Consider the following 12,499-nt stretch of genomic DNA (forward strand, 5'->3'; position numbering starts at 1 on the left):
TGTTAATAATTTAAAATTAATAACAGGAAATTACAGTGAAATAAGGATAATTGGTAAGTTTTTGTGATTTTTCAATGTGAATAACTCTTTTTAAGTTTTTATTGTTTGCTACCCAATAGCACTGCTCAACTGGAACATTGGCAAATACATTGCTACTAATAAAACAGCAACTAAAACACCAACAAAAAGAATAATAAATGGCTCCAATACCGTTGTCATTACTTTAGATTGCTGTACAACTTCCTGATTGTATTGTTCGCTTAACTGCTTAAAAACATACTCGGTTTGGTTGGTTTCTTCGGCAACTTTTACAAGGGAAATAATTCGGTTATCGAAGAGAGGAGTGTTTTTTAAACTTGCGCTTAAACTGTTTCCTTTTAAAATGCTATTTTCGACCTGTTCGAGTGCTTCCTGAAGCGGTACAAAATGAATCATCTTTTTCACCATTTGAATACTGTTTAACAACGGAACTTTGGCAGTCGTAAGCAAGGTTACAGCCTGAGTAAATTGTGCCAGATAAACTTTTGTCATAAATGCGCCTAATACAGGAACTTTTACTAAAAAATAATGCAGTGCTTTTTTGTATTTATGGTTGTTCTTAAAAAACTGAGTTGAAAAAATGAAGACGATTATTCCCAATAAAAAATAAAGCCCGTAAGTTTTAGTCCACACCGAGAGTTTTACAATTAACTGGGTCAAAAATGGAAGCTCCATATTGTTTTGTTTGAAGATATCCTGAAACATAGGTACTACATAACTCAACATAAAAATTACCACTAAAACGGCTGTACTTAATACAATAGAAGGGTAGGTTAGTGCTGCAATTATAATTCTTTTTTGTTCGTTTTTACGTTCAAAAAAATGACCAAGTTCCTGGCATACTTGTGCTGTTGTACCAGTTTCTTCACCAATTTGAATAGAATAATACTCATACTCAGTAAACGATTTTGACTTACGTAAGGCTTCAGAAAAAGGCATTCCGTTTACAACATTATTTAATATGGTTTGAATTAAATCTTTATCGGCACTTTTCTTTAATGATTCAATAATCAATGATAATCCTTCCTTAAAACTAACTCCTGCTTTTAATAAAACTGCAAGTTCCAGATAAAAAGCCTGCTTCTTTTTATTATTAAAGCTGTCGCCAAAAAACGTGATTTCTTTCTTTAATAGACTTTCAATACTACTTGGGTTTGCAGATTGAATAGTTTTTTTATTTGGGGTGTTTTCTATTTTAAAGGCCATTTTCCTGATTCATAAAAAAGGTTAAATCATTTTTTTTTGAAACAAAAATTTGATAATCCGGTAATTCTGTTTCTGCAAATATTGACATAGCATCTATTTGTCCGCTGCTAATTTCTTTTCCTCTAAAAAAAGCTTTTTTAGGAATAACTTTTAATTTAATAGTATCCCGATTTCGCATGCTGAACTTCTCCTGAAAAGAATAAGTTACAGTATCGATTTCTGAAGTCATTATTAATAACTGTTTAGAACTATCGTACATGATATTATGAGGTTCATTAAAGTCCTGCCAAAGCTTTTGTTCGAAAAGGGATAATGTGGTAGTTTTTTCAAAATTAGTTTGAATGGTATGAATTTGTTTTTGAACAATTCGTAAAACACTAAATGCCATACCAACAACAATAGCCGTTATAATCATAACCACTATTAATTCTGAAAGTGTAAATGATTTTAATTTTCTTGCAGCCATATCACTTGTTGTTTTGTAATTTCTTTTTTAGAAATGTTATTTACTGCCGAAATTGAAATTATTTTTTTTGTAGAAATGGTTTCCAATTCAATATTAATATCCCAATTTTTAAAATTTTCCTGATAAGGTAATTTTATGGTATTGTTTTGAATTTCATATTCCAGTTCGTTGATTCTGGTTTCTACATTGTGCGTGTTTTTCGAAAAAGTATTAAAAACTAAATTATTTAATATTAAGCTGGCAATGATGAAAATAATGACCACCAAAACTGTAGCCACAATGGCTTCAACTAATGTCGCCGATTTTACTTTTTTTAGTATAACCATTTCAAAACAGTTTTAGGTTCTTGTTCTAAAATTATGCCTCCATAAATTGCAGGTATATTTTCATTTTCGATAGTAGCATTATAGACATGATTCATGAAAATCGAACCCGCCTGATTTGCAACAAATTGTTTCGTATAAACGGATCCGGAAACGGTGCCTTTTATTTCAAAATTTCCATTGCAATATACCTGGCCTTTTATTTTTGAGTCTTTTTCTAATACGATTTGGGTTTTAAAATCGGGTTTTTCTTTTGTCTGGAAATAGGTCACACACCCTTTTAAGGTACATCCTTCACCTATAAAAATTTGATTTTCTAATAAGCTGTTATAATTAGAGTTATTATCGGGATCGTTTTTATTGTCCTGAAATAAAAGCAAAGCCGATGGATAACTTAAATTGCATTTTTTTCCTAGGGTGATTTTTTTTGAAGCAATTGCCTGGAAATTCCCCATAGTTTCGTCTTCAATTTCAATACTGGGGGCAATTAAAATTATATCATTCAATAAAGCTGTTTTCTTTACCTTAATGGCTGTTTCTGATTTAATTATAATATTTCCTGAAATTATTTTATTTTCTAATGTTATGGCATTTTCGGAGTAAAAACCTTTTGTATTTTCTTTAAAAGAATTTAAAATCTTAATCCCAGAATTTAAGTTGATGTAGTCTTCCTGACGGTTAATTTTATATTCTTTTATATAAAAATTTATCGCATCGAGAAAAGTTTTTTCCATTTTTGGAAGGTTATCAGTACTCTTTTCAATACGGCCATAAATTAATTGCGAACCATAATAACTGTTTCCCGCAATATAACCTGAATTGACACCTTGTTTGGGTAAATAAGCAATACCGGTAATTTTAGTATTGCCCACAACAGTAAGGGCATTATGAGTTTCCTGCAGAAATAGAGTAGGGGTTTTATCTGCAAGGAGAAGAGATCCAATTATAGCAGTTTTGGTAAATTTCTTTTTACGAAATTGTGTCACTGTAATTCCTTTTTGAAATACTCCCCATTGCGATAAATGAGTTTTTATAATTTGATTTTCTTTTTTAACAAAATCAATTTGCGCAGTATCAGTATTTAATTCCTTTTGTTCTAAAAGTGACTGAATGCCAATATCGGCGATTTGAATGTTTTCAATGGCACCTTTCGATTGCTCTTTCATGTAAATAAAAGTATACGCATACAAAACCAAGCCAGCTAAAAGCAAAGCAATTAATACAGCAATAAAAACTGTAAATTGTAAAGCGCCAGATTTTATTTTAAGTTTTAATCTCAATCCTGAAGCATTATAAGATTAAGATTTCCTTTGTATTTTACGTAAATAGATTCCTTATCGCCGCTTTTAAGAAAAATTTCATTTTCAGTTTCCCCAATTTTCATGTAATAATTTTTGCCATCTATAATAAGCATGAAAAGCGTGTTTTTACCTTTTGAATCTGCGATTAAACCTTTATACACAATATTTGGCCAAACTAATTCTGGTTTTTTGACAACTTTTTTAATACTCTTATTACTTGTTTTTGCGTGAGAAACAGTTTCAGGATTGTACATTTTACCTAAAAAAGGATCTCGATAATTTACATTAATTGCAAATGATTCTCTTTTATTAACCTTTAGAGGTTTAAAAGTAAACTCAGGATTATCGGCAGGAGTTATTTCATCAGATTTTGTAAATGAAAACACCTGAAACAAAACAGCGCCCCAGACAAATAAAACCAGAGGCAAAAGGATATATATGTTTTTTTTGTTTTTCATTAATTTATTTTTGATTCATTTTTTTCTCGATTTTTGCTACTCGCAAAGCTAAAGCTTTTAATGTTTCAATTTCTTTTGACTGCTCTTCAATTTTTTTATTTTGTTGAATAGAGTATAAAGTCAGCTCTTCAATTTTTTGAAGCAGTTTAGCATTCATTTCACCCAAATTAATTCCATTTTTTAAAACCTCATCTTCACTTGGAATATTTTGTAAATGACCATTTGCAGCAATATGTTTTTCTACTTCTTCAAGTGTTGGCAATTTATATTCTTTTTTAAAAACAAAATCAGACCAATTAGTCATGTCTACTTTTACTTCTTGAGAATGTATGGTTCCTTTGACATCGAGTTTGTTTAATGGATTTGTAACGCCAATTCCAACATTGCCACCAAATGGATTTAGATTTAAAGAATTGGCGGATAAAGTAGTGCTATTAAAAGATTGTATAAATGGCATATCAGAATTCAAATATCCAAAGCCCAAGCTAATTGCGGGATTAGCTGTATTAATACATTGTGTTAGGGTACTATTTATATTGGTCAATGATGTTGTTATTCCGCCACCAGTAACTTCAAATTTGGAATTTGAAACGATTGAATTTCCTATTACTAAGTTTCCATTAATACTTTGATTTCCATTAAACGTATTACTTCCTCTAGTTGCCAGTTCTATCCACTCAGGATTTTTTGGATCAAGACTTCCTGCAATTTTTCTAAAAAATAAACGATCATTCATCGCATAGGATGAAGAAAGCTGCAGTTGATGATTATTTGCATCATTAGAGTGTCTAATTACAAATAAATGCTGCCATGAGTAGACTTGAGTGTCAGGATTCAGACCGTTTGGTAATGATCCTTGATAAGCTCCTGATTTTAAAGGTGCCGAAAAATCGGTTATTTCCAAAGCACGGCCATCTCCAATTTGTTGAGCAGAAGAAATGAATCCGAATAGGAGTAGAGTTATTGTGACAGCTCTTATTTTCATATTATTTCGTTTTAGAAGATATCAGGTTTTTAAGATTTTTTATTTCTTCGTTCTGTTTCTCATTTTGCTTTTCATTCTCTTTTTTTATCTCAATAATATAAAGCGTCAATTCTTCAATTTTTTGCAAGAGTTTGATATTCATTTCAGAAAGATTAATTCCGTCTTTTTGCATTTCTTTAGCCGAAGCAATTTCTGGTAAGTGTTTATTTTCTTTAATGAATTTATCTACAGATTCCAGAGAAGGTAAATTATAATCATTTTCAAAAACAAAATCGGCTCCGGCATCTACAGTAACTTTTACTTCGCGTGAAGCAATGTTTCCTGCAACGGTTAGCATTGAAGACGGATTTATGGTGCCAATGCCTACATTGCCATTTGCTTTTATTGCCATTTTTACGCTGGAATCTGTGGCAAAATTAATTCCGCCATGTTGACCTCCGGTATGATTATTTACAATGTTAAGATCAAAATAGCCTCCTAAACGGTGACCGCTATTGCTATATCCAGAGTTGACTTCAAAATCGCAGGTGTTATGATACCCAAACCGTACAATACTGCTGCCTCCGGTTCCCGTAGCAAATCTTTTTAATGAAGCGACAACTTCATTATTATTTGTATTAAACGTATTTGAGACTTCAAATTTGACTAAAGGATTATCGACGCCAATTCCAACATTCCCATTTGTAATTTTCATTACGCTATTACCTGTTAAGTCTCCAAAACGTATTCCGCCATACCAATGTAAATCTAAACCAGATGAACCGGGAACCTCATAAGTACTAATTCTATAATTCGGAGCATCGCCATGCCCAATTATTGGTAAGTTTTGACCATAAAATGAAAGAGATGCTATTGAGAAAAGAAACAAAATAACATGTTTTTTAAAATTCAGGACTTTCATATTAGACATTATTTATTTTGATTTTTTTCAAGATTTTCAATTCTTTTATTTTGTTCTATCATATAAAGCGTCATCTCTTCAATTTTTTTTAATAAAGCGATGTTCATTTCGGCAAGCATTAAACCGTTTTTTTCTATTTCTTTAGCAGATGGAATTTCAGGTAAATGTTTGTTGGTTTTTATGTATTCTTCAATTTCTAATAAAGATTTAAGTTTATAGTCATTTTCAAAAACGTAATCAGGCACGTTACCGGCATCAACTGTCACTTTTACTTCGCGTGAAGCAATATTTCCTGCAACGGTCAGCATTGAAGTTGGATTTGTTGTGCCAATCCCTACATTGCCATTTTTTATATAATGATTTCCAGATCCTGTAATTCTTAAATTGTAGTTTAAATCGTTATTTTCAGCAAAATCAGGAATATTGGTTCCTATAGGATTTGGATCAATTTTGATTTGATTGAAATCTGTAAGGATATCTACTTTTTCTTGTAAATAAGTAATTTTAATTTTATACATCGCATAATATCTTACATCAAAATAAATGGGTAGTTTTCTATTTATTTGATCCCCAATACCAGTTGATAAATCTACAGGAGTTCCTAATACAATCTTGCCAGAATGAATAAATCCATGTGATTCTACTAGTTTAAGTACTGCCGAACTGCCGGTTGATCCTTGGCCATAACCATTCTCTATAATATATTTTTCATAGCCTGTTGAATAGTATTTGTTAAAAAGTTCAATAATAATTAAACCTCCGTGCTGCCAATGGTAGGAGTTATATCCTATTGAAGCTATTTCGTATCTTTTTGCCTGTTCATTTTCTGCATATAATGGACCAATAACGGTCGATTTTAACCCATTTTGATCTGAATTAATTTGAGAAAATGTATTAAAAGCAGTAAGAAAGAAAATCACTGTAACTAGATTTTTAATCATGATTTAGTGGTTTATTTAAGTCTTTTTTTTAATAACTCAATTTCTTTATTCTGTAACTCAATTTGGTTATTTTGAGTTTTTAATTGCTTATTCTGTTCAATCATATAAAGTGTCATTTCTTCAATTTTCTGTAAGAGTTTAATATTCATTTCAGAAAGATTAATCCCGTCTTTTTGCATTTCTTTTGCTGATGCAATTTCTGGTAAATGCTTATTTTCTTTAATGAATTTGTCTAAAGACTCCAGAGAAGGTAAATTATAATTGTTTTCAAAAACAAAATCGGCACCGGCATCAACTGTCACTTTTACTTCGCGTGAAGCAATATTTCCTGCTACAGTAAGTTTTGATGTAGGATTTGAAGTTCCTATACCTACGTTACCATTTGATGAAACTCTCATTCTTTCTTGTAAGTTGTTGATTGCAGGATTATCAGTATCTCCTTCCCAGCCGGAATAAAAGACTAAAGCTTTTCTTCCATAATTTAGATCTCCAACTCCACGTAAAGCAACTCCATTGTTAGGTAAATATCCGCCGGTTAAAAGTAAATATGGAGTATTGGTGTTGTTATTACCTTGTGCGGAATGAATTCGAAGTCCCGCATCATTATTAGAAGCGTCTATTTGGAATTTTTTCTCTGGATTATTGGTGCCAATACCACTATTGCCTGTTCCTAAAATTCTTAAATTACCTGATGAAGCCACATCACTTTTTGAATCTAATAAATTTCTCCATTCTCCCCAGGTATCTTGACTGTAAAATGCACTTCTGTACATAATTTGGCCGCCCTGCCAATTGTTGTTAAAATAAAGCTGAGAAACAAGATGGCCATGTTGTCCATATATTTCTAATAAGCTTCCATATTGAGAAGGTGCATTTAAACCATTATAATTATCCCAAAGTTTTAATGACATGTCTGCAACACCAACTCGGGGAGGGCTATTGAAATCTTTCTGTTCTCTGGACCATTTTAAACTATTAGTACCTAATTCGAATGTTTGACTATATGCAAGAGTCTGAAATGCAATGAAAGCTAAGAGAAATACTTTTTTCATGTATGTTATTTTATTTTTTGTTCTAATTGAGACAATCTCTCAAGAATAGATTTTATGGCTTCGTTTTCCTTTTTTAGTAGCTCAATTTGATTATTGGATTTTTCAATTTCTTCTGATTGCTTTTTGTTTTTCTTTTCTTGCTCAATTATATAAAGCGTCATCTCTTCAATTTTCTGCAAGAGTTTGATATTCATTTCAGATAAATTAATCCCGTCTTTTTGCATTTCTTTTGCCGAAGCAATTTCTGGTAAGTGCTTATTTTCTTTAATGAATTTGTCTACAGACTCCAGGGAAGGTAAATTATAATTGTTTTCAAAAACAAAATCGGCCCCGGCATCTACGGTAACTTTTACTTCACGTGAAGCAATGTTTCCTGCTACAGTTAGCATTGAAGATGGATTTGTTGTACCGATACCAACATTTCCGTTTGTGAGAATTGACATTCTTACTCTGTAACTGCTTATTAAATGTAATGGATGCTCACTTTCTGTACCTACAAAACCGCCGCCGCCATACCATTCTTGATTATGAGAAAAAATACCAACTCTATATGTTGAATTTACTGAAGTAGCTAAAATTTTTGAGTGATCAGCTCCAGCAACGTCAAGTACATTGCCCCATCCTTGTAAATTTGATGGATATTCAGTTCCAATACCAACATTTCCATTATTACGAATTGTTAATCTGGGATTTGAAAAATCGCCTTTGCTTACAATCCATGATTGATCATGTAATGCGCCAAAATACCAATTATTTGTACCATCAAGCATTTTTGTTTGTATTCCAGCTGTAAACCCTCCTATATCTTCACTTCTTTGTAAAATTAGGTTTGGTGAATAACTACGTATTGTAACATCTCCTATTGTCGGATATTGATTTGTTTGTCCAGATACCAAATTTGTTAAGAACAAGGAGAAAACCAATTTTAAAAATGTGTTTATTTTCATTTTGTACTTTCTAATTTTGTTAACCTTATTTTAATTTCGTTTAAATCTTTGTTATCTTTTTTTAGTTCAATGATTTCTTTTTGCTGCTTTGACAATAATTTATTTTGCTCAATTATATAAAGCGTCATCTCTTCAATTTTCTGCAAGAGTTTGATATTCATTTCAGATAAATTAATCCCGTCTTTTTGCATTTCTTTTGCCGAAGCTATTTCAGGTAAATGTTTGTTTTCTTTAATGAATTTGTCTACAGATTCCAGAGAAGGTAAATTATAATTGTTTTCAAAAACAAAATCGGCTCCGGCATCAACTGTAACTTTTACTTCGCGTGAAGCAATGTTTCCTGCTACAGTTAGCATTGAAGATGGATTTGCTGTACCAATACCAACTCTGGCAGCATCTAAAACGAGAGGTTGATCTCCTGAACCTGTTTTTAAGAAAACGGGATATTGATTATTAACAAATGTTGCAAAATTAGCTGTATTGCTAATCTCTAATGATCTTGCATCTCCACTTCCAATTCTGGCCGGAAAAAAATTAGAAACACCATAAACAGTTAAGGGAACGTTTGGCTGATAAGTTCCAATACCAACATTTCCATTATTAGATATATGAAAATAAGGTGTAGATTGATTCTCTGACCAATTGTAAATTGAAAAACTAGATTCAGTTATCATATTTGCCCCGGAACTTATGGCCCAGGTTTTTCCTGCTGGATTTTTCAGAAATATTTTTGTAGTGTTTGCATTTACACTTTCGCTACCAATAGTTAATGCACCATTGGCATGTAATCTGGTTTCTGGATTGCTTAAGCCAATACCAAAATTTCCGGAGTATACAAATGAATTTCCTCCGTCTTTAAAATAAACATCATTTCCAATTCTTGTTCCTCCTTTAAAGTCACTTTCAAAGTTTAGGGATAAAACATTATGATCTGCATGTACAAAAGCCCTTCCTCCTGAACCTCTTTCTGGATACTTAAAAATAACATCGGCTGCACCGTTGTAATAAAAAATATTATTTCCGCTTGGTGAGAGAATTTGTGAAAATGCATTCAATGAAGTTATAATGAATAAAAGGCAGACTAATTTTTTCATTGTTTATTTTGGTTTTTCTTTAGTAATTCGATTTCTTTTTTCATTTCGATCATATAAAGCGTCATCTCTTCAATTTTCTGCAAAAGTTTGATATTCATTTCAGATAAATTAATCCCGTCTTTTTGCATTTCTTTTGCTGAAGCAATTTCTGGTAAATGCTTATTTTCTTTAATGAATCTATCTACAGATTCCAGAGAGGGTAAAGTGTAATCATTTTCAAAAACGAAATCGGCTCCGGCATCTACGGTAACTTTTACTTCGCGTGAAGCAATATTTCCAGCTACTGTTAATTTTGAATCTGTTTTTGCAGTTCCAATTCCAACATTCCCGTTAATACCATTAATCACTAAAGCATCGTTTGTAATTAATGTTCCATTTCCATTGTATACCTGAACATGTAGATTTTTATCAGTTCCTCCGTTATTTATTTGAAAAGCCTGACCATTTGGATCAAAAATTTCTCCATTAAATGATTCTCTGTTAAAGGCTAAAGTTCCAAAATAAGGTGCCGTTCCTGGGTGAATACTAACTCCCGTTCCTCCTGATTTAATAGTTAGTTTTGATTGTGGATTTGTGGTTCCAATACCTAAATTTCCTTCAATATTTTGATTACCTATAAAATTATTTGTTCCTCTGGTGGCTACCTCATTCCAAGTAGGATTAATCGAAGAAAGGTTATAGTTTGCCGCTTTTCTAAAAAACAACCTATCATTATCAGTAAAACTTGAAGCAATTTGAAGTTCATGATTATTTAAACTATTTGAATGTCTCGTGACAAGTAAATGCTGCCAGCCGCTATAACTCAAATCAGGGATTGATCCAATGGGATTAATTGCTTCATAAACACCAGAATTTAATGGAACAGTTAAATCAGTAATTCCAAGAGCTTTTCCGTCTCCAATTTGTTGAGAAAAAGCTGTAACTGTAATTAATATGACAGCAATTATTGTAATAACTTTGACTTTCATTTTTTTGTTATTTAGATGATATTTTAGATTTCAGAAATTTGATCTCTTCATTTTGTTTTACATTTTCTTTCTTCATTTCGATCATATAAAGTGTCATCTCTTCAATTTTTTGCAAAAGCTTAATATTCATTTCAGAAAGATTGATTCCGTCTTTTTGCATCTCTTTTGCAGAAGCAATTTCAGGTAAATGCTTGTTTTCTTTAATGAACTTATCTACAGATTCGAGAGAGGGTAAATTGTAATCATTTTCAAAAACAAAATCGGCTCCGGCATCTACAGTAACTTTTACTTCGCGTGAAGCAATGTTTCCAGCAACTGTAAGCATTGAAGATGGTTTTGTTGTACCAATACCAACAAAACCGTTTCCTTTTATAATAAACGGAACCCAATTTCCAGCACCAATATCCCGTACTCTAAAATAGCTGCTTCTTGCTGCATTTTCAGCCGTTCCAAATGAACTGACATCAATAGTAAAAGCATCAATTTGATCTCCGCTTCCGGGAACACTTAAATTTATTTTTGAGGTATTTAAAGTTTTGGCCGTAAAATCGGTACTTGAATTGTTTAGATTCCCCGAATGCCAAATTTTACTCCAGCCTTTCCATCCGTAAGCCCATCTTCCAAAATAAAAATCGTTTGTTCCAACCGCATTTACTAAGCTGGCATAATTATTAACATCAAAACCAAAATTTAATCCCTGATAATAATTTGCGCCGAGTGTACTGTTAGCCGGGCTAATTGCAAGCCATTGTCCATTTACTTTAGAAAATGATTCTAGATTGGTTTCCATAGTTCCTGAAGGAAAATAGGTTTGCGAATGAATAATTGAAGTAAATATTAGAAATAAAACGATATAAATATTATGGATGTTTTTCATTTAGATTTTTACTTTGAATTGTTTTCTATTTTTTTTAATCGGTTTTCTAAAACTTCGATTTTTTTATTTTGTTTTTGAAGATCCTCTATCTTTTTATTTTGTTCGATCATATATAATGTCATTTCTTCCATTTTTTTTAATAGCGCCATGTTCATTTCGGCGAGCATTAGTCCATTTTTCTCTATTTCTTTTGCCGATGGAATTTCTGGAAGATGTTTGTTTTCTTTAATATAACTTTCAACTTCTTGCAAAGTTTTAAGTTTGTAATCATTTTCGAAAACATAATCAGGAACTAACGGTCCGGCCATATCAACTCTTACTTCCTGCGTATGGATCTTTCCTTTTACGGTTAGTTTTTCGTCTGGAGATAATGTTCCAATACCTACATTAGAAGCGAAATAAGCATTTCGATTTTGATAAACACCTGTTGTTGTAGCATATTCATCTACTGTAGTTTTAAAATTATGTACAGGACCATTCACCTCATTATACGGTAATGAATTTTGTACGCCGTCATAAACAGTTGGAAAAACGGAATAATTAGATTGGTAATTATAACTTGTACCGCCACCACGCAGCCATATTATTACACATACGCAAGTTCCATTTGCTGTAGCATCCCGCCAACCACTAATAAAATTACTGTTTAAACCGTTTGATGGTTTTATATCAGCATCTACAAAGGATGAACCATGGCCGTAGTTTGAAACGTGGTATTGAAAAGAGGCAATTAAACTTCCTCTCCAATCTGAATCATTATGAACATTGCTTCTTCCTAATTTTAAAATTGTTGCAACATTCGATCCCCATCCACCATCATAAAATGTAACAGGGTAAAATTTATCAAGATCTCCACCAACACTAAAACTTCCTGATATCTGTCCAAAACTTTGTTTTGAAAAAATGATTAATAAGCTGATAAGTAATATTTTCTTCATGCT

General features: G+C 31.9%; 14 protein-coding genes. All 14 read right to left on the reverse strand.

Annotated features, from left to right (window positions below; translation table 11 throughout):
• Positions 1 to 108 precede the first annotated feature (108 nt).
• Genes AC1RRQ_RS00190 through AC1RRQ_RS00255 form a run of 14 tightly spaced genes read right to left on the reverse strand, consistent with a single transcriptional unit; the run spans position 109 to position 12,496 of the window.
• Positions 109 to 1,245 carry a type II secretion system F family protein gene (locus AC1RRQ_RS00190; protein ID WP_493020249.1) on the reverse strand — a complete coding sequence of 379 codons (1,137 nt, stop codon included), beginning with the start codon at positions 1,243 to 1,245 and terminating at the stop codon, positions 109 to 111.
• Complete coding sequence (locus AC1RRQ_RS00195; protein WP_493020251.1) at positions 1,235 to 1,711, reverse strand: PulJ/GspJ family protein; 477 nt, start codon at positions 1,709 to 1,711, stop codon at positions 1,235 to 1,237. Before AC1RRQ_RS00195 ends, AC1RRQ_RS00190 begins: the two co-directional genes overlap by 11 nt.
• Entirely contained in the window at positions 1,693 to 2,037 is a 345-nt protein-coding gene (locus tag AC1RRQ_RS00200) for a hypothetical protein (RefSeq protein WP_493020253.1), read from the reverse strand. Before AC1RRQ_RS00200 ends, AC1RRQ_RS00195 begins: the two co-directional genes overlap by 19 nt.
• Complete coding sequence (locus AC1RRQ_RS00205) at positions 2,025 to 3,314, reverse strand: hypothetical protein (RefSeq protein WP_493020255.1); 1,290 nt, start codon at positions 3,312 to 3,314, stop codon at positions 2,025 to 2,027. Before AC1RRQ_RS00205 ends, AC1RRQ_RS00200 begins: the two co-directional genes overlap by 13 nt.
• Entirely contained in the window at positions 3,311 to 3,793 is a 483-nt protein-coding gene (locus AC1RRQ_RS00210) for a hypothetical protein (protein ID WP_493020257.1), read from the reverse strand. The genes AC1RRQ_RS00205 and AC1RRQ_RS00210 overlap by 4 nt, the downstream gene beginning before the upstream one ends.
• Positions 3,794 to 3,797: 4 nt before the next feature.
• Entirely contained in the window at positions 3,798 to 4,778 is a 981-nt protein-coding gene (locus AC1RRQ_RS00215) for a hypothetical protein (RefSeq protein ID WP_493020260.1), read from the reverse strand.
• A 1-nt stretch (position 4,779) separates the two neighbouring features.
• The gene (locus tag AC1RRQ_RS00220; RefSeq protein WP_493020262.1) at positions 4,780 to 5,679 is read right to left on the reverse strand and encodes a DUF4200 domain-containing protein; all 900 of its coding nucleotides are present in this window, start codon (positions 5,677 to 5,679) and stop codon (positions 4,780 to 4,782) included.
• An 8-nt stretch (positions 5,680 to 5,687) separates the two neighbouring features.
• Complete coding sequence (locus AC1RRQ_RS00225) at positions 5,688 to 6,620, reverse strand: hypothetical protein (RefSeq protein WP_493020264.1); 933 nt, start codon at positions 6,618 to 6,620, stop codon at positions 5,688 to 5,690.
• Between the two features lie 11 nt (positions 6,621 to 6,631).
• Positions 6,632 to 7,672, reverse strand: a complete 1,041-nt coding sequence (locus tag AC1RRQ_RS00230; protein WP_493020266.1) for a hypothetical protein — start codon at positions 7,670 to 7,672, stop codon at positions 6,632 to 6,634.
• Positions 7,673 to 7,677: 5 nt separating this feature from the next.
• Positions 7,678 to 8,619, reverse strand: coding sequence for a hypothetical protein (locus AC1RRQ_RS00235; protein ID WP_493020268.1), 942 nt, complete (start codon positions 8,617 to 8,619; stop codon positions 7,678 to 7,680).
• On the reverse strand, positions 8,616 to 9,713 hold the full coding sequence (locus AC1RRQ_RS00240) for a hypothetical protein (protein ID WP_493020270.1): 1,098 nt from the start codon (positions 9,711 to 9,713) through the stop codon (positions 8,616 to 8,618). The genes AC1RRQ_RS00235 and AC1RRQ_RS00240 overlap by 4 nt, the downstream gene beginning before the upstream one ends.
• Entirely contained in the window at positions 9,710 to 10,681 is a 972-nt protein-coding gene (locus tag AC1RRQ_RS00245; protein ID WP_493020272.1) for a hypothetical protein, read from the reverse strand. The genes AC1RRQ_RS00240 and AC1RRQ_RS00245 overlap by 4 nt, the downstream gene beginning before the upstream one ends.
• Positions 10,682 to 10,688: 7 nt before the next feature.
• Positions 10,689 to 11,558 (reverse strand): hypothetical protein, encoded by an 870-nt coding sequence (locus AC1RRQ_RS00250; RefSeq protein ID WP_493020274.1) that lies wholly within the window; start codon positions 11,556 to 11,558, stop codon positions 10,689 to 10,691.
• Positions 11,559 to 11,566: 8 nt separating this feature from the next.
• Positions 11,567 to 12,496, reverse strand: a complete 930-nt coding sequence (locus AC1RRQ_RS00255) for a hypothetical protein (protein ID WP_493020276.1) — start codon at positions 12,494 to 12,496, stop codon at positions 11,567 to 11,569.
• Between the last annotated feature and the right edge of the window lie 3 nt (positions 12,497 to 12,499).

Source organism: Flavobacterium sp. GW821-FHT12A05, from assembly GCF_058807735.1.

Excerpts from the sequence above, each read along its gene's own strand:
- AC1RRQ_RS00190 (WP_493020249.1), bottom strand. The coding sequence starts at position 1,245 with ATGGCCTTTAAAATAGAAAACACCCCAAATAAAAAAACTATTCAATCT.
- AC1RRQ_RS00195 (WP_493020251.1), bottom strand. The coding sequence starts at position 1,711 with ATGGCTGCAAGAAAATTAAAATCATTTACACTTTCAGAATTAATAGTG.
- AC1RRQ_RS00200 (WP_493020253.1), bottom strand. The coding sequence starts at position 2,037 with ATGGTTATACTAAAAAAAGTAAAATCGGCGACATTAGTTGAAGCCATT.
- AC1RRQ_RS00210 (WP_493020257.1), bottom strand. The coding sequence starts at position 3,793 with ATGAAAAACAAAAAAAACATATATATCCTTTTGCCTCTGGTTTTATTT.
- AC1RRQ_RS00215 (WP_493020260.1), bottom strand. The coding sequence starts at position 4,778 with ATGAAAATAAGAGCTGTCACAATAACTCTACTCCTATTCGGATTCATT.
- AC1RRQ_RS00220 (WP_493020262.1), bottom strand. The coding sequence starts at position 5,679 with ATGAAAGTCCTGAATTTTAAAAAACATGTTATTTTGTTTCTTTTCTCA.
- AC1RRQ_RS00225 (WP_493020264.1), bottom strand. The coding sequence starts at position 6,620 with ATGATTAAAAATCTAGTTACAGTGATTTTCTTTCTTACTGCTTTTAAT.
- AC1RRQ_RS00230 (WP_493020266.1), bottom strand. The coding sequence starts at position 7,672 with ATGAAAAAAGTATTTCTCTTAGCTTTCATTGCATTTCAGACTCTTGCA.
- AC1RRQ_RS00235 (WP_493020268.1), bottom strand. The coding sequence starts at position 8,619 with ATGAAAATAAACACATTTTTAAAATTGGTTTTCTCCTTGTTCTTAACA.
- AC1RRQ_RS00240 (WP_493020270.1), bottom strand. The coding sequence starts at position 9,713 with ATGAAAAAATTAGTCTGCCTTTTATTCATTATAACTTCATTGAATGCA.
- AC1RRQ_RS00245 (WP_493020272.1), bottom strand. The coding sequence starts at position 10,681 with ATGAAAGTCAAAGTTATTACAATAATTGCTGTCATATTAATTACAGTT.
- AC1RRQ_RS00250 (WP_493020274.1), bottom strand. The coding sequence starts at position 11,558 with ATGAAAAACATCCATAATATTTATATCGTTTTATTTCTAATATTTACT.
- AC1RRQ_RS00255 (WP_493020276.1), bottom strand. The coding sequence starts at position 12,496 with ATGAAGAAAATATTACTTATCAGCTTATTAATCATTTTTTCAAAACAA.